The 23,646-nt window shown below is 66.2% G+C and carries 22 protein-coding genes and 1 tRNA gene; 13 read left to right on the top strand and 10 right to left on the bottom strand.

The features are described from left to right. Positions 1–134 precede the first annotated feature (134 nt). Positions 135–563 (bottom strand): ester cyclase, encoded by a 429-nt coding sequence (locus OG558_RS12460; protein ID WP_405070361.1) that lies wholly within the window; start codon positions 561–563, stop codon positions 135–137. Positions 564–831: 268 nt separating this feature from the next. Here OG558_RS12460 and OG558_RS12455 point away from each other — a divergent pair, with 268 nt between their 5' ends. Beyond that, the gene (locus tag OG558_RS12455; protein WP_405070360.1) at positions 832–1,719 is read left to right on the top strand and encodes an SH3 domain-containing protein; all 888 of its coding nucleotides are present in this window, start codon (positions 832–834) and stop codon (positions 1,717–1,719) included. Between the two features lie 60 nt (positions 1,720–1,779). Here OG558_RS12455 and OG558_RS12450 read toward each other — a convergent pair whose 3' ends face one another. Further along, positions 1,780–3,060 carry an FAD-binding oxidoreductase gene (locus OG558_RS12450; protein WP_405070359.1) on the bottom strand — a complete coding sequence of 427 codons (1,281 nt, stop codon included), beginning with the start codon at positions 3,058–3,060 and terminating at the stop codon, positions 1,780–1,782. 86 nt (positions 3,061–3,146) lie between these two features. Between OG558_RS12450 and OG558_RS12445 the strand changes: the two genes are divergently transcribed. After that, complete coding sequence (locus OG558_RS12445; RefSeq protein WP_405070358.1) at positions 3,147–3,914, top strand: phosphotransferase family protein; 768 nt, start codon at positions 3,147–3,149, stop codon at positions 3,912–3,914. Here OG558_RS12445 and sigJ read toward each other — a convergent pair. After that, positions 3,889–4,770, bottom strand: coding sequence for an RNA polymerase sigma factor SigJ (sigJ, locus tag OG558_RS12440; protein WP_405070357.1), 882 nt, complete (start codon positions 4,768–4,770; stop codon positions 3,889–3,891). The two genes, OG558_RS12445 and sigJ, sit on opposite strands and share 26 nt — an antisense overlap. A 90-nt stretch (positions 4,771–4,860) precedes the next feature. On the opposite strand from sigJ, the gene OG558_RS12435 reads away from it, so the two are divergent. The 4 genes from OG558_RS12435 to OG558_RS12420 all read left to right on the top strand — a co-directional run bounded on the left by OG558_RS12435 (position 4,861) and on the right by OG558_RS12420 (position 8,622). Then, complete coding sequence (locus tag OG558_RS12435) at positions 4,861–5,652, top strand: glycoside hydrolase family 16 protein (protein ID WP_405070356.1); 792 nt, start codon at positions 4,861–4,863, stop codon at positions 5,650–5,652. 148 nt (positions 5,653–5,800) lie between these two features. Then, the gene (gene trpD / locus OG558_RS12430) at positions 5,801–6,847 is read left to right on the top strand and encodes an anthranilate phosphoribosyltransferase (RefSeq protein ID WP_405070355.1); all 1,047 of its coding nucleotides are present in this window, start codon (positions 5,801–5,803) and stop codon (positions 6,845–6,847) included. Next, the gene (locus OG558_RS12425; protein ID WP_405070354.1) at positions 6,847–7,800 is read left to right on the top strand and encodes a sigma-70 family RNA polymerase sigma factor; all 954 of its coding nucleotides are present in this window, start codon (positions 6,847–6,849) and stop codon (positions 7,798–7,800) included. Before trpD ends, OG558_RS12425 begins: the two co-directional genes overlap by 1 nt. Positions 7,801–7,857: 57 nt before the next feature. Next, positions 7,858–8,622 (top strand): YybH family protein, encoded by a 765-nt coding sequence (locus OG558_RS12420; RefSeq protein ID WP_405070353.1) that lies wholly within the window; start codon positions 7,858–7,860, stop codon positions 8,620–8,622. On the opposite strand, the gene OG558_RS12415 is transcribed toward OG558_RS12420, so the two are convergent. The 4 genes from OG558_RS12415 to OG558_RS12400 form a co-directional block, all read right to left on the bottom strand. Continuing rightward, the gene (locus OG558_RS12415; RefSeq protein WP_405070352.1) at positions 8,611–9,369 is read right to left on the bottom strand and encodes an alpha/beta fold hydrolase; all 759 of its coding nucleotides are present in this window, start codon (positions 9,367–9,369) and stop codon (positions 8,611–8,613) included. The genes OG558_RS12420 and OG558_RS12415 overlap by 12 nt on opposite strands. A 251-nt stretch (positions 9,370–9,620) precedes the next feature. Continuing rightward, positions 9,621–10,628, bottom strand: coding sequence for an acyltransferase domain-containing protein (locus OG558_RS12410; RefSeq protein ID WP_405070351.1), 1,008 nt, complete (start codon positions 10,626–10,628; stop codon positions 9,621–9,623). Positions 10,629–10,742: 114 nt separating this feature from the next. Next, a complete protein-coding gene (locus tag OG558_RS12405) occupies positions 10,743–11,366 on the bottom strand; it encodes a LysE family translocator (protein ID WP_405070350.1) in 624 nt (207 codons plus the stop codon). Continuing rightward, the gene (locus OG558_RS12400; RefSeq protein WP_329483363.1) at positions 11,363–11,950 is read right to left on the bottom strand and encodes a dihydrofolate reductase family protein; all 588 of its coding nucleotides are present in this window, start codon (positions 11,948–11,950) and stop codon (positions 11,363–11,365) included. The genes OG558_RS12405 and OG558_RS12400 overlap by 4 nt, the downstream gene beginning before the upstream one ends. 188 nt (positions 11,951–12,138) lie before the next feature. Here OG558_RS12400 and OG558_RS12395 point away from each other — a divergent pair, with 188 nt between their 5' ends. Continuing rightward, positions 12,139–12,471, top strand: coding sequence for an ArsR/SmtB family transcription factor (locus OG558_RS12395; RefSeq protein ID WP_405070348.1), 333 nt, complete (start codon positions 12,139–12,141; stop codon positions 12,469–12,471). Between the two features lie 56 nt (positions 12,472–12,527). Next, the gene (locus OG558_RS12390; protein WP_405070347.1) at positions 12,528–12,968 is read left to right on the top strand and encodes a nitroreductase family deazaflavin-dependent oxidoreductase; all 441 of its coding nucleotides are present in this window, start codon (positions 12,528–12,530) and stop codon (positions 12,966–12,968) included. 477 nt (positions 12,969–13,445) lie between these two features. On the opposite strand, the gene OG558_RS12385 is transcribed toward OG558_RS12390, so the two are convergent. After that, a complete protein-coding gene (locus OG558_RS12385; protein ID WP_405070346.1) occupies positions 13,446–14,579 on the bottom strand; it encodes an IS630 family transposase in 1,134 nt (377 codons plus the stop codon). Between the two features lie 272 nt (positions 14,580–14,851). On the opposite strand from OG558_RS12385, the gene OG558_RS12380 reads away from it, so the two are divergent. Together OG558_RS12380 and OG558_RS12375 are read left to right on the top strand one after the other, a co-directional pair. After that, positions 14,852–15,559: a Rab family GTPase gene (locus OG558_RS12380; protein ID WP_405070345.1), complete on the top strand. Its 708-nt coding sequence runs from the start codon at positions 14,852–14,854 to the stop codon at positions 15,557–15,559. 117 nt (positions 15,560–15,676) lie between these two features. Beyond that, entirely contained in the window at positions 15,677–15,988 is a 312-nt protein-coding gene (locus OG558_RS12375; RefSeq protein ID WP_405070344.1) for a hypothetical protein, read from the top strand. 1,800 nt (positions 15,989–17,788) lie between these two features. Here OG558_RS12375 and OG558_RS12370 read toward each other — a convergent pair. Further along, the gene (locus OG558_RS12370; protein WP_405070343.1) at positions 17,789–18,184 is read right to left on the bottom strand and encodes a hypothetical protein; all 396 of its coding nucleotides are present in this window, start codon (positions 18,182–18,184) and stop codon (positions 17,789–17,791) included. 1,044 nt (positions 18,185–19,228) lie between these two features. Next, positions 19,229–19,317 (bottom strand) — tRNA-Ser (locus tag OG558_RS12365). Positions 19,318–19,610: 293 nt separating this feature from the next. On the opposite strand from OG558_RS12365, the gene OG558_RS12360 reads away from it, so the two are divergent. The 3 genes from OG558_RS12360 (at position 19,611) to OG558_RS12350 (ending at position 23,360) form a co-directional block, all read left to right on the top strand. Beyond that, positions 19,611–20,846, top strand: a complete 1,236-nt coding sequence (locus tag OG558_RS12360; RefSeq protein ID WP_329483359.1) for an MFS transporter — start codon at positions 19,611–19,613, stop codon at positions 20,844–20,846. A 73-nt stretch (positions 20,847–20,919) separates the two neighbouring features. Continuing rightward, complete coding sequence (locus OG558_RS12355) at positions 20,920–22,137, top strand: MFS transporter (RefSeq protein WP_405070342.1); 1,218 nt, start codon at positions 20,920–20,922, stop codon at positions 22,135–22,137. Between the two features lie 41 nt (positions 22,138–22,178). Then, positions 22,179–23,360: an FAD-dependent oxidoreductase gene (locus OG558_RS12350; protein ID WP_405072153.1), complete on the top strand. Its 1,182-nt coding sequence runs from the start codon at positions 22,179–22,181 to the stop codon at positions 23,358–23,360. Positions 23,361–23,646: the final 286 nt, after the last annotated feature.

Below are 23,646 nucleotides of genomic sequence, written 5' to 3'. Positions count from 1 at the left end.
CTGGATCACACAACCCGACCTTGTGCACCAGATCCGCACGCCGCGCCCCCTCACCGTACGGACCTGATGCACAAAGTCGGCGTATCGGCCGGCGGTCGACGGGAGGCGTGGGCGGTCGGCTGGGGTGGGGCGGGTCAGGCGGCGGCGCGCTTGGTGCGGGACTTGGCGCGGGCCATCCGGAAGAGGTATGCCGGTGTCGGCGGGACCCAGCCGAGTTGCTTGCCCTGGCCGAGGTCGTCGCGGTTGGCCCAGTGATCGACCACCTTGCCGTCCTGGATCCGGAACCAGTGCGACTGCCTGACCGCGAAGGTCTTGCCGGTCGGCGGGAAGACCGTGTCCACCGCGCCGTCCGGGGTGTAGACCGCGAACGGCGCCACATGCCGCCCGCTCATCGTCGAGTTCACCGCCACCAAGTTGCCATCGGCAACCACATGGTGGATCTCGTACGCCAGCCCCTCGAACGCGGTCCGCAGCCAGCGCGCGGTCGCGGAGAAGCCGGCCGGGCCACCCACCCGGCACTCCGGCGGCTCGATCCGCCCCTCCATGGTCGCGAACGCGATCACGGACGCGCTGTGTCGACCAAGCGTTTGATCTCGAGGTGATCACATCCGGATAGCGGCCGGACCACGGCTCCGCCGAGGCTGGTGGACGTTCGTAATGCGTTAAGACTGGGGGCCGATTCGAACCCGCGTCGCGATGTGTGCTTGACTCCTCCGGTCGATAACGTTTTGGTCTCGGCAGATTGGGTTTCCAGAAGTGACTGAAGGACGGCATAGACAGGCGCGGCACCGTCAATCGCGCCCGCAGGTGATCCGCCCAGGTATTGCAAAGGTGGTGATCCCCGGCGCGGCAGTGGCCCTGGTGGCCACCGGTTCGGCGGCCGCGCTCCCCGACCACCACGTCACCTTCGACCCGTCGATCGCCAGCTCGTCCCTGCAGCTGTCGCGCGACACCCAGGTCAGCCGGGACGCGCTGCGACCCCCGTTGAACGTCACCCCGTCGACAGCGGCTCCCAAGCCGAAGACGACTCCGGCGCCCAAGCATCTGAAGAAGCAGGCGCCGATCCCGAAGCCGACCTCGACGCCGACCCGCACCGCGACGCCGCCGAAGGCAACGGGCACGAAGTACACCACCACCGACGTGAACCTGTGGTCCCTTCCGCTGACCGGCCTGCTGCTGGACGTGTTGCCGAAGGGCACCAAGGTCTCCGTCACCGGCAAGGTCGACGGCATCTGGGCCGAGGTCGTCAGCGACAACAAGTCCCGCTGGGTGAAGGCGGTCTACCTGTCCGCCACCAAGCCGGTCGCAACCACCGCCGCCTCCGCCGGTGGCTCGATCTCCCAGGCGGCCTGCAAAGCCGGTTCCTCGGTGGAGAGCGGCCTGACCCAGGACGCGATCCGCGTCCACCGGGCGATCTGCGCCAAGTTCCCGGACATCACGTCGTACGGCGGTCTGCGCTCGGGTGACAGTGGTTCGGAGCACTCGAGCGGGCACGCGCTGGACATCATGGTCAGCGGCTCGGAAGGCCAGGAGGTCGCCGACTGGCTGCACGCGAACTACAAGAAGCTCGGTGTCAGCCAGCTGATCTGGCAGCAGCACATCTGGACGGTCCAGCGCAGCAGCGAAGGCTGGCGCGCGATGGAGGACCGCGGTAGCACCACCGCGAACCACTACGACCACGTCCACGTGACCGTCTACGGCAACTCAGGCACGGTCTGAGCACCCCGAGACGCCCTGAGCGATCCGGTCCCCTGCCCTCCTGGGGACCGGGTCGCTTTTTCACGGCCGGATGTTCGCGTTGAGGTGGAAGAGGTTCGTCGGGTCGTAGGCGCGCTTGACCTCGCGCAGCCGGCGCAGATCCTCCGGCGCGTACGCCGTGTCCGCGCGCTCGGGATCACCGAGGAAGTTCACGAAGGTGCGACCCGAGTCCGGTAGCAGGCCGTGCATCTCCCGGTCCACGATCAGCGAGTACGACGCTTCGCGGTGACCGACCGGTCCTGCGCCGGGACCCGGGTGCGCCATCGCGCCACCCCAGTGCCTGATCTCGACGGTCGGCGCGTCCTCGTCCTCGAATCCGGTGACCACGTCGATCACGTCGTCGGTCAGGGTGTCGAGGAAGTCGAGGTGCCGGGCGGGTGTGCCGCCCATCGCGGCTTCGCCGTACTCGATCGTGGTCAGCTCGCCGGCCAGCCTGGGACCGGCGACCGCGAACAGTGGCTTCAGCAGGTGCTCGGCCAGTTCGGCGGCACCGGCGTACAGAACCTTGATCGCGACGGCGCGCTGTTCGGTGCCGGGGACCCGGGTCAGGAGGACCGCGGTGCTCAGCTCGTTGGGGATCGTGGCGGTCCAGTCGCGGTAGCGGCGCAGGATCGCGGCCGCTCGGTCGATGCCGTAGTACAGGATGCCGGCGTGGACCTGGCGGACCGGGTACAACCGGAACTCGAGCGAGGTCACGATGCCGAAGTTGCCGGTGCCGCCGCGGATCGCCCAGAACAGGTCCGCGTGGTGCTCGGCGCTCGTCGTGACGAGGCGCCCGTCCGCGGTGACGACCTCGGCGCGGATCACGCTGTCGGCCGCGAACCCGTACTTGCGCGCGAGCCAGCCGACTCCGCCGCCGAGCGTGTACCCGGTGACGCCGACGTCGCGGTGCGAGCCCGACAGCGGCGCTAGGCCGAACTGACCGGCTGCGTCCAGGACCGCATCCCAGCGCGCGCCCGGCGCGACCTTGGCGATCCGGCGCTCCGGGTCGACCAGTACGGACGTCATCGGCGTCGTCTTCAGCAGGATCCCGCCGTCGGCCGGAACGCGAGTCCCGTGACCCGTGGCCTGCACCGCGATCGGTACGCCGTACTCCCGTGCCGTCCGCACCGCCGCCTGCACGTCGGTCCGGCTGTGGGCCTCGGCGACCACCAGCGGCCGCGAGTCCACCGTCGGGATCACGGACTTCCGCTGGACGTCGTACTCCGCCTCACCGGGCAGCCGGACGGCACCGTTGAACCCAGCTCCCAGCAGCCCCGCCACGACGTCACATGCACTCGGTGCAACCGCCTGCGTCGTCATCCGAACCCACTCCCTCACGTATTCGCTCCTGCTCATACGTCGAAGGAAAGAGGCGCCAATCGACACGCCCCGGCAAACTTCTCCAGATGACTCACACCGTCGAGGTCACCGACGAGGTCCTCACGAAGCACTACACCTCCTGGTCCCGCGACGAGCCGGGGCGCGAATGGGCCGCCCTCAACCTGCTCTCACAGCACGCGCCGAGCTTGGCACCGGTCCCGCTGGACCGATCCCAACCCGCTTCCCCGGGTCCGTGGGTCTCGATGTCGGTCCTCCCCGGCCAACCCCTCTCCGAGGCGCTCACCCCCAGCCAGCTGGATGCCTTGGGCGACGCCCTCACCACCCTGTGGTCGGTCGATCCCCACGGACTGCCCCTGATCGACACAGCAGCTCTGGTCGACCGCACGCGCACTGCGCTCGCGCTCCTGCGCACCGGCGCCGGTGTGATCGCCGGCGCCGCGACGGCCGCGGCGGCCTGGCTGGACAGCTTTGCCGGGTTCGAGCTGCGCGATCCAGTGGTCGGCTATGGCGATCCCAACCTGGCCAACTACCTCTGGGACGGGAGGCGGATCCGCATCGTCGACTTCGAGGACGCGGGACTGGGCGACCGCACGCTCGAGCTCGCCAATCTCATCGAGCATCTGGCCGGACGCGCGACCGACTGGAGTTCCGTCGTACGGCGCTTCGACGTCGATCCGGACCGCCTCCGCGAAGCCCGCTGCCTGTGGGCGGCGTTCTGGCTGACGCTGATCGGTCCGGGCGGGCCCAGCGCCGACCGGAACCCGCCCGGTACGGCGGAGGCGCAAGCGCGACGCGTGGTCGGGCTGATCAAGCCGGAAGCGGGAGCTCCTTGAGCCGCTCGAGGTCGGCGAGGATGTCCATCTCGGTGATCTTGCCGTCGACGACCGTGACGCCCATGACGCCCATCAGGCGGCCGTTGACGACGGTGATCGCGCCGGGCGTCCCATTGACCACGGCGACCTCCGTGTACGGCGCCATCCGGGTGAAGAGCAGCGCCTGCTCGACCACCGCCAAGGCACCGCGGACCAGCTTCGACACCGCCGGACCGGAGAAGTCCTCGGTCGCATCCCCGGCGTCGGCCCGCAGTACGACGTCCGGATCGAGCAGCGCGAGCAGAGCCTCGAAGTCACCGCTCCGCGACGCCGCCATGAACGCCTCCACGACCGCGCGCTGCCGCCCAGTGTCGCCGTCACTCACCGGCGCACCCTGCACCCGCCGCCTGGCCCGGCTGGCCAGCTGCCGCGTCGCGGCCGGCGACTTGTCCACGATCATCGCGATCTCGTCGAAGCTCACCCCGAACATGTCATGCAGCACGAACGCCAGCCGCTCCGCCGGCGACAGCGTCTCCAGCACGACGAGCAGCGCCAGACCGACCGCATCCGCCTGCAGCGCCTCGTCCTCCGGCCCGACCTCCCGACTGACGATCGGGTCCGGGACGAACGTGTCCAGTGAGTCCTCCCGGCGCGACTTGCGGCTCCGCAGCATGTCCAGGCAGACCCGCGAGACCACAGTGGTCAGCCACCCGGACAGATTGCCGACGTCACTCACGTCGGACCGGCTCAGCCGCAGCCACGCCTCCTGTACAGCGTCCTCGGCCTCGGCGACCGACCCGAGCATCCGGTAGGCGACCGCGCGCAACTGCCCGCGGTTCTGCTCGAACTGGCGCGCTAGCTGATCGTGCTCGTCCACGGGTGCCTTCTCCTGGTCGCAGTCCATCACTACCTAGACGGATCGGAGCACCATGATGTGACAGCCTCCGGCATCGCCCATCATGGGGTCATGAGCGCGACCCGCGGTGACCTGGTGTTCGAGGACGACTTCGAAGCGTCCTCGCTCGACCAATCCGCCTGGTCGCCGTACTACCTGCCGCAGTGGAGTTCCCGTACGGCGTCAGCTGCGACGTACCGGCTGAGAGACTCCTGTTTGACGCTCAGCATCCCACCGGACCAGGGACTCTGGTGCTCCGGCGACCACAAACCGGATCTCCGGGTGTCCGGGATCCAGTCCGGCAACTACTCCGGTCCGGTCGGCAGCGCCGTCGGTCAGCAGCCGTACCGCGAGGGTCTCGTCGTCCGCGAGGAGCAGGAAGCGTTCTGGGGCTGGACTCCGAACGGCGGGTACGTCGAACTGCGCGCACGCGCCGACATCAGTCCGCGCTCGATGGTGTCGCTGTGGATGGTCGGGCTGGAGGACCAGCCGGAGCGGTGCGGCGAGATCTGTGTGATGGAGGTGTTCGGCGACACGGTGGCCCCGGGCTCGGCGGCTGTCGGGATGGGCCTGAAGACCATCCGCGACCCGGCCGTGCCGCAGGACTTCGAGGCGGTCCGCCTGCCGTTGGACCTGGCCGACTTCCACACGTACGCCGTCCAGTGGGCCTCGGGTGAGGCGACGTACTTCGTCGACGGCGCGCCGATCCGCAGTTGCTCAGGCGCCCCGTCGTACCCGGTGCAGTTGATGCTTGCGGTGTTCGACTTCCCCGAGCGGAGTGTCGGTGATGACGGCCGGCTCGTCCCCACCTTCACCGTCGACTACATCCGCGGATGGAACGTTGCGGAGCAGTTGGTCGCGTGACTACAGTTCTGACCATGTTCCTGCGCGCGGGTATGTGGTGGGCCGTCGGCTAGACGGCTGCTTCCGCGCGTAACCCACCCGGCCGTCTCCTTCGAGGCGGCCGTTGTGATGTCTCCTCGTGGGCGGCCCAGCACCCTGAGGATTGCCGATGGCAACAACACTCCGGACCTGGTCCGGACTCATCTCCGCGCTTCTGGCCGGCTCCGACCTGACTGCGGCGGACACCGGCTGGGCCATGGACCAACTGGTGCTCGGCGACGCCTCACCGGCCCAGATCTCCGGCTTCCTGATCGCTCTGCGGGCCAAGGGCGAGACCGCCGACGAAATCGGCGGACTGGCCTCGGTACTACGCTCGCACGCGACGCCGGTGCGGATCGCCGGGCCGTTCGTGGACATCGTCGGGACGGGCGGTGATCGGACCGGTGCGGTCAACGTCTCCACCATGGCCGCGGTGGTGGCAGCATCCACCGGCGTCACCGTGATCAAACACGGCGGTCGGGCTGCATCGTCATCAGCGGGCGGCTCTGCCGACTTGGTGGAGCATCTCGGCGTCTCACTCGACCTGTCGGCGTCTGACGCCGTTCGGTTGGCTGCCGAGGTCGGACTGACCTATCTATTCGCACCACGCTTCAACCCGGCCATACACCAGGTCGCGGTGGTACGCCGCGAGCTGGCAGTCCCCACCGCGTTCAACGTCCTGGCACCGTTGCTCAACCCCGCCGACCCGCAGCATCAACTAGTAGGCGTTGCCAACCCCCGAATGCTCCCCGTGATCGCCCATGCGCTCGCCCAGCAAGGTAAGTCCGCCCTTGTGGCCCGAGGTGACGACGGCCTGGACAAGCTGACCACCACCGGGCCTTCGCGGATGTGGGTGGTGTCTGGAGGCTCCGCTCGCGAAACCGTGTTCGACCCACGCTCACTGGGACTGCGGCCGTCTTCACTGGCCGAGCTGCGTGGTGGCGACGCTGCCTTCAACGCCGGCGTGCTGCGCGGTCTGCTCGACGGCGAGCCCGGGCCGGTGCGGGACGTCGTACTGCTGAATGCTGCGGCTGCACTGGTCACTCTGGAGTTGGAAAACGGCCTGTTGCTTGAACAGTTGGCGGACTGTCTGGAGCGGTGCCGGCAGGCTGTGGACAGCGGCCGGGCCGCCGCGACACTGGAGCGCTGGGCCAGCCATTCGTTAGCGTGCAAGTGATGCGAGAGCTGTTGGACGCCGCACGCGCCGGTGACGAGCACGCCTTCGGACAGCTGGTTGAGCCGTGGCGTGGTGAGCTCCACGCGCACTGCTACCGGATGCTCGGATCCGATGCCGATGCGGAGGACGCCGTACAGGAGACGCTGGTCCGCGCGTGGAGCGGTCTCAGCGGATACGTGGACCGCGGCTCGATCCGGCCATGGCTCTACAAGATCGCCACGAACCGCTGCCTCACCATGATCGAGCGCCGCGGCCGCCGGGAGCTGCCCGTCGACGTCGACGACTCAGCCGAGGTCCTTTGGCTGGAGCCGTACCCGATGAGTCGGCTGTCGTGGACTGCGTCGCTGAGCCCGGAAGCCAGAGTGCTGGCGTTGGAGTCCGTGGAGCTCGCCTTTGTGGCGTCACTACAACACCTGTCCGCGTTGCAGCGTGCGGTGCTGCTTCTGCGCGAGGTGCTGACCTTCACTGCCCGTGAGGTGGCAGAGCTCCTGGACACGTCGGTTGCCGCGGTCAACAGTGCACTGCAACGAGCCCGGGCAGTGGTGAGCTCGGCGCCGAGCCAGCAGGCCACGCTGAACGCGCTTGGGGAATTTGGTGAACGGGAGCTGGTCCGGCGGTACATGGCCGCGTGGGAGGCGCGTGACGTCGACGCGATCGTCGCGATGCTGGCAGAGGACGCGAAGTACTCGATGCCGCCGCTGCCGGAGTGGTTCGCGGGCCGCGCCGCGATCCGGTCGTTCCTGCTCGATGGGCCGTTGGAGTCGGAGTGGCGCTTCCTGCCGGCCCGTGCGAACGGTCAGCTCGCCTTCGGTACCTATCTGTGGGACGGCTCGCGCTACGTCCCGGGAGGGCTCGACGTGGTCGTGCTCCGCGGGACGGAGATCGCCCAGGTCGTGTCGTACCTGGAGGCGGACTTCCCGTCGTTCGGACTGCCGTCATCGCTGCCGCGATGAGTTTGCGTCCGGCGCCGGGTTGTAGGGGTGACAGAGCCGCGAATGGATGGACGAGAGATGACTGACGAGCAGGAGATCCGCACGCTGATCGAGAACTGGGTCACCGCGGTCCACACCGGTGACCTGGCCACGGTCCTGGCCGACCACGCGCCGGACATCGTGATGTTCGACGTACCCCCGCCGTACGACGGAGTGCGGGGCCTGGACGCCTACCGCGAGACGTGGCCGGGTTTCTTCGAGTGGCAACGCTCTGGCGCGACGTTCGCCTTGGAGTCGCTGGAGGTGACCGCCGGCTCGGATGTCGCCTTCGCTTTCGCCCTACTCCGCTGCGGCACCCCGGACGAGAATCCTTCGCTGCGCCTGCGCCTCACCATCGGTCTCCGCAAGACCGGCGACCGCTGGACGGTCACCCACGAACACCACTCGTTCCCGCACGACGACGTACCACCGGCCGTCGCCACTGCCGACGTCCGCAGCATCCTCGACCACTGGACCACCGACACCGCCACCCGCGACCTCGACGCCCTGATGGACCCGATCGCCGAGGACGTCGTCTCGTACGAAGTCAACGGCAACTACGCTGGCAAGCCAGCAGTCCGCGAGGTCTGCAAGTCCGGCCTGGAATCCACCACCGCCCCCATCACCTTCACCACCCCCGACACGGTAGTGAAAGCCTCCGGCAACCTCGCCATCGCCTGGGGCATCGACCACGTCACCACCGCCGGCGTCGACACCGAGTCCCGCTCCACCCGAGTCTTCACCCACACCCCCCAAGGCTGGCAACTCATCCACCAGCACCTGTCCTACCCGTCAACGAGCTAGCCGCAGGATGATGTCGAGCACTTTGGCCGGGTCGCGGAGGCTTGGGAGGTGGTCGGCGCCGGGCATCCAGATGAACTCGGCGCCGGGGATCCGCGCGGCTGTCGCGCCGGCGATGGCTGCCAGGATGGGGCGGTCCTTGTCGCCCACCATGACCGCGGTCGGCACCTGGAGCTCGTGCAGGCGGTCGTAAACGGGCGGATCCTCCTTCAGATACTGCCGTTGCTCGAACCACGCCGGTACGGCGGACCGCAGCTGAGCGACCGCGGCGTCGTCATCCCCCGCCGCAGCCCACAGCCGTAAACCGAGCCGCACCATCCCGTCGACATCCCGAGCCTCTCTCAGCGCGTCCGCCTCGGCGTCTAGCTCCGGCTCCTCGGGCCAGGGGAACCCGGGCACTCCCGGACACAGCAGCGCCAGCCCGACGACCCGTTCGGGCTGCTTGAGCGCCAGTCCGATCGCCGTACCCCCGCCCATCGAGCACCCGACCAGCAGCACGCGCTCCAGCCCGAGCTGATCCAATACGGCGACCAAGTCCCCGAGCAGCGAGAACTCGGCCGTCGGCGGTGCGGACCGGCCGTAACCGCGGACGTCGTACCGCACCACCCGGTGGCCGGTCAGTCCGGGCATCACCAGGTCCCAGACCCGCGAGTCACCGATCCCGGGGTGCAGCAACACCACAGGCACCCCGTCACCCGCCAGATGCTCTGCCCAGACCTCATCCCGACCGACCGGAATCCTCAGCTCCATCCGTCCAGCCTGCCAGGCCGAAGCGCGCCAGGCAGTGCCAGACCCGCTTCAGCTCGTGTCCGTCGTACTCACCAGCCGCCTCACCGATCACCCGCGGCGTCAGCACCCCACCGACCGCGATCCGCTCACCCAGCTCGACGTACTGCGGACCGCCGTAGTCAGCGTGCTCCCGCAGTACGCCAACCCCGAGCCGGAACCGCCGCCGAGTGCACCCGAAGACAGCGCTGCCACATGCTTCAGCGCCCGTTCCGTCAACTCCACGCGAGGTCCGAGCGGAGGATGCCGGTGCGCGTGTGCCAGTGCCGGCCAGAGCGCAGGTGAGTCACGAACGCGCGCTGCAAGCTCGTGTCCTGCGGTATCCGCGCCAGATCCTCGTCGTCCAACGCACTCTCCGGTACCGCTAGTTGCAGACCGAGGCGCATCAGCTCCCGATCACCCTCGCTCGGGTCTTCAGGGGGCACCAGCGGCAGCACGCTGAAGCGACGCTGGAAGCGCAGGATGTTCGAGTCAGGGCGCAAGTACTCGCCCAGCTGTGGATCCAGCAACCACGACGAGCACACGAACCCAGTCAACGGCTCCTCCGGATACCACCGGCCGAACGCCTCCACCGCGTCGGCGATCGACCGCTCGGACTCCTCCGCATCGAGCGGACCGATCGGCGGGATGTGGATCATCAGCACATGCCCGGAGACCCCATCGCCCAACCCCAGGTGCGCGCGAGTGAAGTCGTGCCGGCCGATCTGATAGTCCGCACCCCGGAACCGCAGCGGCGGTCCCCATAGACTCATCGACCCAACGCCCGCCCGACCGGTGATGTGCCGGTGCGTACCCATCACCCCTCCGAGCGCTGACACAGTCGCAACACTCACCGACTCCGGCACACCCCGCTGCGCGTGCAACTCGAGCAGCCGCGGCAAGTTGGCCAGCAGCGCCCACGCCCCGGCGAACAGCCCGACCGGAGACGCCGACCGCGGCATGGTAGGCCACCCCTGGAACCCGGTTGAGGGGATTGCCCGGTCCAGCTCCCGCTCGAGTCCGCCCGCCATGGCGGACATGACCGCCCACCACTCCGGGTCCTTCACCGGATCCGGCCGCGCCGCCAGCATCTCTCGCCGATCCGCGCCCGACACTCCGCAGTACTCAAGGAGACGGTCAGCGTCATCGGGAAGCCGTACGCCGTCACTGTCAGGCAACCCACGCAACCAGGCCCGCGCCGTCCCGGTGAACCCCAACCGCTCCGCAGCATCGTCGACATCCACACCCGTGTCCCTTCGCCGAGGCCAACCCCTGACCTCGACCCCACCACGGGCCGCACCCCGAACGCACGACTCGCGTGAGCCAGCTCACACCGATCGCACTACGCCTAGCCCTCTTCAGTGCGCGGTGATGAGGCGGGCGGCGAGTGCTCCGCAGATGGTTCCGGTGATCTTGTTGAGGATCTGCCGGAAGATGCGGCTGCCGAGCAGAACCCCGCGCAGCCGGCCGGCCAGCAGCCCGATCTGCAGGTCGACCACGAGTCCGACGAGCAGCATCGTTCCACCCAGGACGAACAATTGGCGGGTCACATTACCAACTGCCGGATCCACGAACTGGGGCAGAAAGACGACGTAGAACACAACAATCTTCGGATTTGCCAGGTTGTTGAGCGCCCCTCGGCCGAACAGGCTCCAGAACCGCCTTCCATGTCCAACGGGTTCGATGGCCACGGATTGCTGGCGCGCCCGGAATGCCTGAAGAGCAAGCCAGAGCAGATACAGCCCGCCGATCACCTTGATCACCGCCAACGCTTCTGGCGCTGCTTTGAGCAGGGCAGCAAGCCCAAGCGCCGTCAGAGACGTGTGGACCAGCATCCCAGCTGCCGTTCCGCATGCCACCGCCACGCCGGCGCGCGCCCCGCCGGCGACTCCGTTGGCCAGGAGGAAGAGCATTCCGGGACCGGGGATCACCTGCATGACCAGCACGCCAACGAGAAAGCTACCGAACATCGCTGTATTCATCGCTCTGCTTCATTCCTGGCGACGCGATAACGCAGGTGGGTAGCGGCCCCCGCGACGGGCTTGTCCTCCGGGATCAGCTCAGCCCGTACTCCATCGAACAGCCGCGTGCCCTCCCCCATCAGCCGGGGGACGAGATGGATCCACACCTCGTCGAGCAGACCGGCCGTGATCAGCTGCCCGCCGACGTCCGCACCGAGGACCACAACGTCCTTGTCCCCCGCGGCAGCTTTGGCACGCCGGGCCGCGGCCTCCAGCCCATCGAAGGCGAACGTCCCTCCGTTGTCGCCGAGGAGGTCCTCCCTGGTCCGGTGGGTGACAACAAAGCTCGGTACGCCGGGCCATGGCGTACCGCCCCACGGAGCCAGACCGAGGTCGAAAGTACGCCGTCCAATGATGGTGGCGCCAACCATCGCGTCCAGCTCCCGGCGGATGGCGCTGTCGATCTCGGCGTCCGGTCCCTCTCCGGAGAAAGCCCACTCGTGCAGCCGTTCGCCGCCATCTCCCATCGGCTCCTCCGGCCGGATGTTCGGTCCGGCCGAGAATCCGTCCAGGGACATCGATACATCCATGACTACCTTGCTCATCTCGGGTTCCTTTCGCCTTGTCGGGCCTTCTGGCCCTGTCGTGAGAAAGTCGGAGCCCATTGATCCGACTTGACGACTGTGGCCGGGGCAACGCGAGACGGCGATACTTTTAGCCTGACCTAAAACACGCAGCGGAATGCCGGCGAGGAGGCTCGAGTGATCGAGTGGCGGCTACGTGGGTACGCACGATGACCGGTCGCTTTAAGCCGGGGTACGCCGGCGCCCGCTACCAGCCGATGATCGCCTACCCGGTCCGCGGCGTCGCCACCCTGTGGGAAACCACCCCACCGCCCCCGCCCGACGCACTGGCCGCCCTGATCGGCCGAACCCGCGCCGGCATCCTGACCACACTCGCCGAGCCCGCCACCACCACCGCACTCGCCCGCCGGTTGCGACTCACCCCCGGAGCCATCAGCCAGCACCTGTCGGTCCTGAACGCGAGCGGACTCGTCTCCCGGACCCGAGTCGCAGGCACCGTCCTCTACCGCAGAACCACCCGAGGCGACGCCCTCACCGAGTAGCGCCGAGAGCTGAGACGCTCGGTGATTGGTGTCGTATCACCATTAGAATTGGTGAGATGACATCCAACGCTGGGGAGTACGCCCCGAGTCCGACCGGGTGGGTCCGGGAGGAGGTCGACAAGGTCACCGAGGCCGGGACCACCGACGTGATCGACGTGCGCGGCCTGAAGGTGGTGCTGCTGACCACGCGCGGCGCGAAGTCGGGCAAGATCCGCAAGTCCCCGCTGATGCGCGTCGAGCACGACAGCGTGTACCTCGCCGTCGGGTCGAACAGCGGCGGCCCAAAGAATCCGGTCTGGTACTACAACCTCAAGGCCGACCCGAAGGCCACGGTGCAGGACGGCGAAGTCACCAAGGAGTACGTCGCCCGCGAACTCGAGGGCGAGGAGTACGAGGTGTGGTGGGAGCGGGCCGTCGCCGCGTTCCCTGGGTACGCCGACTACCAGACCATGACCCCCCGCAAGATCCCCCTCTTCGTCCTCGAGCCGGCCGAATAGCCCTCCACCTGGAACTCTCGAGACATCACAAGGCGGAGGGTGTGGGATTCGAACCCACGATGACGGTCACCCGCCATACCGGCTTTCAAGACAAGGCGACTCGACGACCCCAAAGTAGATCTGACCTGCATGTATGCCTCAAATCGCATCGAAGGTGGAACGGTCTAGGGCACCAATAGGGCATGTTGCGCTCGTTTGGGGCGCTCGATTGGGCCTCAGACGGCGTCCCGCGACCACTGCCGCGCCGGAAGCTCCCCAGCCGGTCTCTGCATTACCGACCTTGCGGTATCTCCGGTCAAACCGCTGGCATCAACGCGCCAGAGGTAGGTGACGTGTCGGACTGGGTCGGGTGGTCGAAGGGCGACATCCGAGCTTGAGCCGGTGTCAAACGCTGTGGCTCTGGAATGATCAGTGGCGCGTCCGCGATCGGCACCGCCAGATCAGCCAAGGACACGACATCCGGACCTCTAGAAGAACCTAGTGTCCTGCTTCTGAAGTTCGTTGCATAAGTTGATTGTCGGCGGTTTGTCCTGTGACGCGCTGGAGGTAGCGGCTGAGGGAGTCCAGGATTTCGTCGGCGGTCTTCTTCCAGACGAACGGTTTCGGGTCGTCGTTCCAGGATTTCACCCAGGCGCGGATGTCGGCTTCCAGTGCCTGGACGCTCTTGTGGGTTCCGCGGCGGATCTTCTGATCGGTGAGGTGGGCGAACCAGCGTTCGACCTGGTTGAGCCACGACGAGCCGGTCGGGGTGAAGTGCATGTGGAAGCGGGGGTGTTTGGCCAGCCAGGCTTTGATTGCCGGGGTTTTGTGGGTGCCGTAGTTGTCGGCCACGATGTAGACGTCCAGGCCCTCGGGCACGGTCTTGTCGATCGTGGCCAGGAACTTCTTGAACTCGGTCGCGCGATGCTGGCGATGCAGTTCGGTGATCACGGTGCCGTCGGCAACGTTGAACGCCGCGAACAGCGAGGTGATCCCGTTGCGCCGGTAGTCGTGTGTGCGCCGCTGCGGCATGCCCGGCATCATCGGCAGTACCGGCTGCGACCGATCCAGCGCCTGGATCTGTGACTTCTCGTCCACACACAACACCACCGCCCGTTCCGGCGGATTGTGGTAAAGCCCGACGACATCGACGACCCGCTCCACGAACAAAGGATCGGTGGACACCTTGAACCCGTCGACGCGGTGCGGCTTCAGACCGAAATCGCGCCAGATCCGCCCGATCGTCGACCGCGACAGGCCAGTCCGCTTCGCCATCGACGACTGCGACCAATGCGTGGCATCGGCCGGCTTCGACTCCAGCGTCGCCACAATCACGTCCTCGACCTGATCCAGACTCACCGACGACGGCCGGCCCGGCCGATCCTCATCGACCAGCCCCTCCAGACGCTCCCGCAGGAACCGGCGCCGCCACTTCCCGACCGTGGTCTCCGAACACCCCAACCTCGCCGCGACCTGCTTGCTCACAGACCCCGGCTCGGCACAGGCAAGAACGATCCGCGACCGCAACGCCAGCACCTGCGACGACTTCGCCCGCCGCGCCCAACGCTCCAACTGCGCACGCTCATCAACACTCAACACCAACTCGGCCTTCGGCCGACCAGTCCTAGGCACACCGCCACCCTAGACTTATATGACGAATTTCAGAAGCAGGACACTAGCGGATCTGCGCGTTCCGGCAGTCGCACCGTTCTACTGGCGCCGGCGCACCATAGGGCTGGCACTCTTGAGAACCGGAGACACCTGGCTGGTCCGTCGATACGATGCCCTCCAGCCACGGTGTTCTGTCTGCCTGACGCGCCGCCGATGGCATAGTAAGCAACGACCGCGGGATGTGGGGGTCGCGATTCCGCGTGTGCTAGAGAACGCGTGCGAGGGGGATAGACATGACAGGCGTAGATCCGGTTACTGGGGCGGTAGCCGGTGCGGTGGTTAAGTTGGTGATCGATAGAGGAGCCCCCGCTGGGCTTCGCCTCGTTCGCTCGTGGCTGCGCGGGCAGACGGTCCTGATCGTTGGCCCGGGCGCTTCTGGGAAGACCACGTTCCTACAGTACTTACAATTCGGCATCTTCCTGCACGAGCAGGAACACCAGAAGACTTATCACGCTCTTGAGAGTCCCCGGTTCAATCTTGCCCTCGGACCGAACAAGAACCTCAACGTTTCAATTAAGACGGCCGTTGACTTGCCGGGTCAAGACGCTGACATCACGGACATCGTTGTGGCGCAGCGACCGCATGCTATGGTCGTTATTCTCGACTGCGCTTCGAAGGCGAAACGTGAAGAGTCTGCGAAATGGCTCACTGAATTCTTGCAATTGTTGGATCAGCGATGGCTCGGAAAGTCAACTAAGAAGAACAGGCTGCGCACCATGATCGTTGTCATGAATAAGATTGACAAGCTTTCAGGCGCCTGGGATTCCAAGTTCGAGCGGCCATATCGACAGGCATTCGACCTGCATTTCAAGGCCGCGCGGGGGCCATTAATGCCGGATATCAAATTCAGGCAATGCGTTATGGTAGAATCGTCAGACGGCACGAAATGGGTTGACGCAGTGTTGATCGACCTGGCAACCGGCCTGCAGAGAAAGGCTTGATGGAGCATGGCGGGTGGCGGTAGCGCAGCCGAGTACGTTTTGCCGTTCCTGCTTCAACGCCACAAGTCATCATTGACAGAGCGTTCAGCGGTCGGAATTTCTTCTAGGTTGCTGTTCGTGGTATTGCTCGTCGCTCTGTCTTTCTTGGACGCGGGGACGGTTTATGTTGTAATACCACTCCAACTTGGCGCCGCATTGCTGTTCGCAACTTGGAAGGTCCGCGGAGTTCGTCTTGATTGGGAAATAGCGAGAATCGAAGAAGTCTTGGCGCGGCGGGCTGGAGAACTCGACGAGGATTTGTACATTGCCGCAGGCCTCGGAACGTATCGCCTGCGCAGCGGATCCGGAGCCATCTTGCGGTTCGAGCCTGAGCTCTGGCTTCTTGTCTTCTTCGTCGCTTCCTCCGTCCGCATCTTCCTATTCGACTGACATCTGGCCTGACGGGACGACGCACTCTGCACGAGTCGTTGGATGGCGGACTAAAGCCGTCCGGCGGCCTGGGCAGTGGGCGCTCAGTCCGCCCTCAGACAATGCTGTCGGCCCCAACCCAGGGTCTCGGGTTGAGGCCGACCTCGCGCTATGGGGTCGTCAGCCTCCGAGCACCGTCTCGATGCGGTCCAACGCCTGTTCCTCGAAGCCGTCGAGAACCTTGGCGTAGATCCGCATCAGCACCTCCAGCGATGGCTGGCACGGCTACGTGACATACCTAGAACGCCATCCTCTAGACCCCGGACGGTGGGCTCACGCGTCAGCACTCAGACAGATGTCGCGCAATGAGATCGACGAGTTTGGGAAGGTGTCGGCCTTCCGTCGACCGCCTGCGTAGCCGGCCATCCATGGGTGGGATGCCGAGCGACGCGACCTCGGCTACTTCAGAGAGATTGCAATCTGGCTTGCTGGGAGACTGATAGTCGATCGGCCATCCCGGAAGATCGCCACCCCGTTGGCTGTCCCAAGGCATCGAAGCCGTGACGAGTTCAATGCTGCCGGCCGGACGCTAGCGCTACCGAGCCATTCAACGGTGCATGGCTGTGATCTGATGTCAAGGACTCGAATTCCAGCGAACGTCAACGGGGTTACCGTTTGGCCCTCCGCGGCGGCATCAGCAGCCCTTTCGACCCTGGCCCAACCAACTGTAACAGCGATGGTCAGTCCCACACTGCCGAACACAGCCCACCGGATAGCGAGCTGCAACTTGCTGGGTCGGGGATAGCCTGCTGAACCGAGCACGGCTGGCAGGAGCACAGACATGGGGGGAAGCATAAGGGGAACCCAGAACTCAAAACGCACAAACCACCTGCGAACCCATGTCTGCTGCCACGCCTGTTCCCACACCTGGGCCCAGGTGCTGTCGAACTCCTCCAGGGATCCCTGAGGCAGTTGTGACTTCAGTTTCCTGAAGCTCCAGACGGCAACCCAACCTAATGCCCAGCCGATGAGAGTGAAGAGGACGACGGCTAGCGAGACAACGACGATGAGACCCAGAAGCGCTATCACGCCAGCGACTGCGCGAGACACGATCGCAGTGCGATCCAGCCCCACGTCGCCAGGCTCAATGCCGAGCCGCGAATAGAACTTGTCGTAGTAGATCGACAGAACGAGGTAGAGCAACAGGGCAGCTGTACCCCCGAGCTGCAGCAGAGACTGCCAGTTGATCTCACGTTTTCCGGATGGCTCCGCGGCTCGCGCTGCGCGTCGCTCGGCGGAGGCTGACCGCGATCGACCTGCAATGCTCGATCGTCGCGGCTCAGTAGCATTCACGACGCAAGTACATCCGATAGCGGCTCCGTTGTGGAGCCCTAGCGGTGCATCATTCTCAGAGCCAGGCGCAGCGGGTGCGGGAAGGGTCTCAATGTGGGTCTCATCCGCGACAGTTCGGGACCGTTCGTCTCAGTTCACACCCCTACCCGGCAACGCTGAAAGAAGCGTCCTGAGACATGCATGAACATGGGATTGCGGTCTTGGAAAGTGTGTGGTCGAGGCGCGCCATCGGGTCGCTTGCCATGATTGCGCCATCACGAGTGGTTCGCGCCAGTTTGTGCAGGTGAGAGCCATGCAGAGGCTGGTCTGTTGTAAATCCGCCTCCAACGGCACGACGCTGCCGGGGCTGTTATCGACGCTGATGGGTTCAGCACCACCATTGCCGCATTCGATGACGTGACCTGCAAGGACGTTTCCCCCGCCCCCGAAGACTGCTGACCTGCGTCGGCCTGGCTCGCCCGCCGGTTCCTAACGAACGCGGACCGTGCCCGAGAGCGCGACGAAGCTGCAGAACGAGATGCACGCCTCCATGCTCCCCTGCGCCGCGGCATCGCCCTTCTTAAACGCGATGGCGTCGCCGATCACCCTGACCGTAGCGGTCCGCTCGGCACCGTCGCACACAAGGTCTCTGGTGAACGCGGAACCTTTCGCCAGGCGACCGCCGGCAACACGCTGAGTCAGGCTGACACTGATGAGGGCGGACGTCGCGTCCGACGAACAGCTGTAGAGGACTCGAACGTCGACGGCGGCACCCTTGGCGACCAGCGTTGCGTCGCCGGTCAGGCTGGCAGTGATGATTGGCGTCTCCTGCGCGACCGCTGGTGCAGTTAGGGCGGCGGTCGCAAGGACCGTCCCGAGCGCCACGACGACCGGGATACGGACAAGGTGCCTAAACATGGATCAATCTCCCTCCCAAAGTATGGTCATTGTCGTTGGTCCGGTTTCTGAGTGATCCCGTCTCCGTTGCTCCCCCTGACCACCCATCCCTTTTGTGGGTCATCGCATCGTGCGGGTAGAACGTTCGAAGCTTGCTAGCGAAGGTGTCTGGGACCGACGCCACTAAGCAGACGATGACCGGGATTGCCCATCACGTGCGCCACGCTACCCCCCTTCCCGGGCGCTGCCCATACCAGGATCAAATAGTCAAGCCTCAGACGTACTCGGGAAGTGATCGCGGACGTGGCGCGGGGCGGTGCCCCCATCTGTGCAGCCAGAGATGGACGCACACGTAGATAGGCCGCCTCAACCGTCGCGGCGCATCTCAAGACGGCCAGAACGTCTGGAGAGTGTGTGCAGGCGAAGAAGCCGACATGCGATGTAACTGCCGGGAATCTTCAAAATGCCCGGTACAGGGCAGGCATGTGTTCGGTACGCCGGCCGCACGAGCCGCCATGAAGGCAGTGATGCAGACACTTCCGCCGACACTGGTTGGACCGGCAGGAGTGGCGTTACTCGGACCGGTCGACGCTGATGGGTTCAGCACCACCATTGCCGCATTCGATGACGTGACCTGCAAGGACGTTTCCCCCGCCCCCGAAGACTGCTGACCTGCGTCGGCCTGGCTCGCCCGCACGCCCTATGTTTCAGCCCGAAAGCGCTGGAACATAGGGCGGCGGGCGAGGAAGGGTCTCAATGTGGGTCTCATCCGCGACAGTTCGGGACCGTTCGTCCTAGTTCAAACCCCTACCGGCAACGCTCAGAGGGAGGGTCCTGGGACATGCGTGAACATTGAATTGCGGTCTTGGAAAGCGTGTTGGGGCACACGAGTGACGAGGGCACGCATAGGGCACGAATGGCCGACATCAACAGATGCTTGCCGGACTTGGCCGGACGCAACCGGACAGGTACCCGCGTGAAGGGACAGCAGCGTGTTCTCGCAGGTCACCGGCGGTTTTCTGGTCGTGTGAGCGGAGGGTGTGGGATTCGAACCCACGATGACGGTCACCCGCCATACCGGTTTTCAAGACCAGCGCACTCGGCCACTATGCGAACCCTCCAGGCGACGTGGTCGCCGATCGTCGAGGATAGCGCAGCCGGTCGGGCCGGAACTGGAGTGCGGGGGCAGGTGGCGGCCGGTAGGGTCCTGGGCAGGCGGACGGGCCGCCTGGGGTACGGACGGAGGTGAGGGCAATGTCTCGGTCGTTCGAGGACATGGCACACACCGTCCGGTTGGCGCGCTGACCAGCAGCTGACCGGACCATCCGGCCGGCTGCCGAGCAGCCGATCGGGTCTACCGCCGGCGTCACGCCGGCAGTTCCGGTTGTTCCGTCATGCCCTCTGGAGCCCTCGCATGTCTTCCTTCGGTACGTTCCTGCTGCCGTCCGATCTCGGATCCGATTTCCGCAAGATCTGGCCGGCCGCGATCATCTCCAATCTCGGCGACGGCGCCATGCTCGCCGCCGGCCCGTTGCTGGTCGCCTCGATCACGAGTGAACCGGCCGCGGTCGGCGCCGCCGCATTCGTCCAGCAGTTGCCGTGGTTACTGTTCGCCCTGTTCAGCGGTGCCCTCGTCGACCGGCTCGATCGCCGACTGATGATCGTTGCCGCCGACACCTTTCGCGCACTGGTGCTCGCCGGACTCGGCGCCGCCGTACTGCTCGGCTCGTCGCCACTCTGGGCGATCTACCTGTCCCTGTTCTTGTTGGGTACGGCGGAAACCCTGGCCGACAACGCATCTGGTGCGTTGCTGGTGAGCGCCGTACCCAAAGCCCACCTCGGCAGGGCCAACGCGCGGCTGTTTGCCAGTGGCACCGTCCTGCAACAGCTTGGCGGCCCACCACTCGGCGCACTGCTGTTCGCGGTCGGGGCCGGCATCCCACTGGTCCTCGACGCAGTCACGTTCGCCGCCGCGGCCGCCCTGATCGCGCGGGTCGCTGTACGGCCGCCACTGCCGGAGTCATCGGGTACGGCGATCTGGAGCGAAGTACGCGAGGGAGTGCGCTGGCTGTGGCACCACGCCGGCGTACGAACGCTCGCGTGCTCGATCCTGGTCATGAACATCACCTTCTGCGCGGCCTTCGCGACCTGGGTGCTGTTCGCCCGGGAGCGGCTCGGTCTGAGTGAGACGCAGTTCGGACTACTCATGTCAGTCGGCGCAATCGGAGCCGTCTTCGGCATGCCGGCGTACCACCTGTTGGAACCGCGTGTCGGCTCACTGACTCTGCTGCGCGCCGGTCTGGTGATCGAGACGACGGTCCATCTGATACTCGCGCTCACCCGGAGTCCGTGGGTCGCCGGAGTGACCATGGCTGTGTTCGGCGTCCATGCGGTGGTGTGGGGCATCGTGTCGACCACTGCACGGCAACTGGCGACGCCGGAGCCACTGATGGGCCGAGTGAACAGCGTCTACCTGCTGGCCTCGGTCGGCGGCGCAGCGATCGGTTCGGCGCTGGGCGGCGTACTGGCACAGCGGTTCGGACTCGCCGCGCCGTTCGGCATAGCGTTCGTCGCAATGGTCCTGATGACGGCCGTCGCCTGGCGGCCGCTACGGAATGTCTCGGTACGGCGGGTGCCCGCAGCGGACTGAAATCCGCTGGGGCTATCGGCAAACGGTTGCTATGTTCGTGGTCGCCGAGTCGATGCGATGGGAGCACTCTGTCATGCCCGCAGCCACATCCCTCGGCCTCCCGAACGTCCGTGGGCGCCAACCGCTGCTGGTCGCACTGGCCATCGACTCGTTCGGTGGCGGCTGCGCGGGTCCGCTCCTCCTCCTCTACTTCATCAAGGTCGCCGACATCCCGCTCGGAACAGCCGGACTGCTGCTGACCGTCGCGACACTCTTCTCGATCACCGCACCGGCCGCAGTGGGGATGGTGATCGACAGAGTCGGGCCGCGGAACCTGGTGATCGGCGCGCAGTTCGCACAGGGCCTCGCGTTCACCGGCTTCTTCTTCGGGCGATCGGAGTGGTTGCTGTTCCTCTGCGCACTGGTCATGACGACCGGTCAGCGAACGTTCTGGTCGGCGATCTTCAGTCTGCTGGCGGACATCGCGGACGAGGGCGACCGCGACAGGTGGTTCGGTCTGGGCGGCATGATGCAGGCGGGAGGGTTCGCCCTCGGTGGACTGGCGGCCGGTGCCCTGCTAGCCATGGGTGGCGACACGCCGTTCCTGATCGCCATGGCAATCAACGCGGTGACCTTCTTCGTGGCCGGTCTCCTCCTGCTGCGGCTGCACCCGTCGCACCACAAGGAGGCCGCCAAGGACACCGGTCCGGCACCGCTCCTGCGCAAGGACAAGCCGTTCCTGGTCCTCATCGGTGCCAACACCTTGCTGGCGCTGTGCATGATGACGATGGGTGTCGGACTACCCGTTTACATCACTGAGGCGCTGCCGGTGCCCAAGTGGCTGGTCGGCGTCCTGCTGGCCGCGACTTCCGTCGTACTGGCGACCGGTCAGACGCTCGTAGTTCGGCACACCGAACGGCGACGCCGTATGTATGTGATGGCCGTGGCCGGCGTGGCCTGGGCAGTGTGGGGCTTGCTGATGGCATCGCTGCTGCGTATCCCTGACGGATTCGTGGTGCCCGTGCTCGTCCTGGCCACGGCGTGCTTCGCGTTCGGCGACGTACTGCACGCAGCGACCAACAACGCGGTGTCGGCGGCAGCGGCGCCGGTGGTCGGGCGCGGGAAGTACCTGTCCTACTGGCAGTACTCCTTCACCTTCGCCAGCGTTCTGGCTCCGGCCTTCTTCGCTCAGCTCTTCGAGCTCCATCACGAGCTGCCCTGGCTGGCGGTGTCCGTCGTCGCCCTCGTCGCCGGTGCTTCCATCTTCGCCCTTGACCGCGCGGTCCCTCACCTCGCAACCCAGCGCGCCTAGCTGCGCCGGTGGACGCAGACCGGAGCTAGCGTTGCGGTGTGATGCCGGGGTGGACCACTGTGGCGATCGTCGGCGGCGGGCCGGCCGGTCTGATGCTCGGCGCCCTCTTGGCCCGGCAGGGCGTGAACGTCACCGTGCTCGAGAAGCACGCCGACTTCCTCCGCGACTTCCGCGGCGACACCGTGCACCCGTCGACCATCGAACTGATGCACGAACTCGGCTGGGCAGACGAATTCCTCGCCCTGCCGCATCGACGCATGGACCGAGTCACCATGGGCACGCCGGACGGCCCAGTGACCGTCGCCGACTTCCGCCACCTCCCCGTGCGATTGCCGTACGTCGCGTTCATGCCCCAGTGGGAGTTCCTCAACTTCCTCGCCCAGAAGGCATCTGAGTACGACGCCTTCCGCCTACTCCGGCGCACCACCGCAACCGACCTGATCACCGCGGCCGGCCAGGTGATCGGCGTACGCGCGGAAACGACTACCGGCCCACTCGAGCTGCGTGCCGAACTAGTCGTCTCTGCGGAGGGCCGCGACTCCGTCCTGCGAGAGATCGCCGGGTTGACGTCGGGCGCGGTAGCGCCGGGTGTCGACGTGTTCTGGTTCCGCGTCTCACGCCGTGCCGATGAGTCTGTGCCGTTCTTCCAGAGTGGTCGCGGCGGATCACTGGTGGCCGTGGACCGCGGCACCTATTGGCAGCTGGCCTACGCATTCCCGAAGGGCCGAGCCGACGCCATCAGAGCCGACGGCATCCAGCCCTTTCGCGACCGCATCGCCGCACTCCTTCCGTTGCCGGCCGACCGCGTGGACGAGGTGAGGAGCTTCGACGACGTCCACCTGCTCGGCGTCCGAATGGACCGCCTGACGCAGTGGTACCGCCCCGGCCTCCTCTTCATCGGCGACGCCGCCCACGCCATGTCACCAGCCGGCGGAGTAGGCATCAACCTGGCAATCCAGGACGCCGTAGCCAGCGCCAACCTGCTCGCCCCCGCACTACACCGCGGCCGCGTCACCACCCACACCCTTCGCAGGATCGAACGCCGCCGCACCTTCCCGACGCTCGTAACCCAGCGCTTCCAAGCCGCCGCCACGAAAGCCCTGTACGCCGCCTCTACGTCAGCCGATCCCAAGACACCAAAGTTCCTCCGGGCACTCCCACCCCTGACACGCCTAACCGGCCGCTTCATAGGCCTAGGCATCCGCCCAGAACACCTGAAATAGCCCGCCTCACCCCAGCCCGCGCAGCCCCGCACGCGCAACCGCCGGGCGGCCAACATCTCGGGTATTTGACTCGTCAGGATGCATTGCATCTGATCGAACATCTGTTCTAATGTTTGCAGCGTTCGCGGTTCTCCACCCCGGATCGTCCGGTCGACCGAGCCTCCCACCTCCGATGTGGACGGCCGCCGGACGCCGCCGCCCGGGTTGTGAGGACCCGGGCAGTGGAGAATCCGCTCACCAAACGGGGTACAGCTGAGGAAGATGAGGTGATGCTCAACGGAAGGAC

This window comes from Kribbella sp. NBC_01510 (assembly GCF_045040325.1).
In the GTDB taxonomy this organism is placed as follows: Bacteria; Actinomycetota; Actinomycetes; order Propionibacteriales; family Kribbellaceae; genus Kribbella.
Note: the sequence above shows the minus strand (reverse complement) of the source record. Positions and strands in the feature narration are given on the sequence as shown.

Bases quoted from the DNA above. Each gene is read 5' to 3' on its own strand.
- OG558_RS12400 (WP_329483363.1), bottom strand. From the start codon at position 11,950: ATGAGCAAGGTAGTCATGGATGTATCGATGTCCCTGGACGGATTCTCG.
- OG558_RS12445 (WP_405070358.1), top strand. From the start codon at position 3,147: ATGACTCACACCGTCGAGGTCACCGACGAGGTCCTCACGAAGCACTAC.
- OG558_RS12350 (WP_405072153.1), top strand. From the start codon at position 22,179: ATGCCGGGGTGGACCACTGTGGCGATCGTCGGCGGCGGGCCGGCCGGT.
- OG558_RS12390 (WP_405070347.1), top strand. From the start codon at position 12,528: ATGACATCCAACGCTGGGGAGTACGCCCCGAGTCCGACCGGGTGGGTC.
- OG558_RS12435 (WP_405070356.1), top strand. From the start codon at position 4,861: ATGAGCGCGACCCGCGGTGACCTGGTGTTCGAGGACGACTTCGAAGCG.
- OG558_RS12360 (WP_329483359.1), top strand. From the start codon at position 19,611: ATGTCTTCCTTCGGTACGTTCCTGCTGCCGTCCGATCTCGGATCCGAT.
- OG558_RS12380 (WP_405070345.1), top strand. From the start codon at position 14,852: ATGACAGGCGTAGATCCGGTTACTGGGGCGGTAGCCGGTGCGGTGGTT.
- OG558_RS12420 (WP_405070353.1), top strand. From the start codon at position 7,858: ATGACTGACGAGCAGGAGATCCGCACGCTGATCGAGAACTGGGTCACC.
- OG558_RS12405 (WP_405070350.1), bottom strand. From the start codon at position 11,366: ATGAATACAGCGATGTTCGGTAGCTTTCTCGTTGGCGTGCTGGTCATG.
- OG558_RS12415 (WP_405070352.1), bottom strand. From the start codon at position 9,369: ATGGAGCTGAGGATTCCGGTCGGTCGGGATGAGGTCTGGGCAGAGCAT.
- OG558_RS12355 (WP_405070342.1), top strand. From the start codon at position 20,920: ATGCCCGCAGCCACATCCCTCGGCCTCCCGAACGTCCGTGGGCGCCAA.
- OG558_RS12425 (WP_405070354.1), top strand. From the start codon at position 6,847: ATGCGAGAGCTGTTGGACGCCGCACGCGCCGGTGACGAGCACGCCTTC.
- OG558_RS12395 (WP_405070348.1), top strand. From the start codon at position 12,139: ATGACCGGTCGCTTTAAGCCGGGGTACGCCGGCGCCCGCTACCAGCCG.
- trpD (WP_405070355.1), top strand. From the start codon at position 5,801: ATGGCAACAACACTCCGGACCTGGTCCGGACTCATCTCCGCGCTTCTG.
- OG558_RS12450 (WP_405070359.1), bottom strand. From the start codon at position 3,060: ATGACGACGCAGGCGGTTGCACCGAGTGCATGTGACGTCGTGGCGGGG.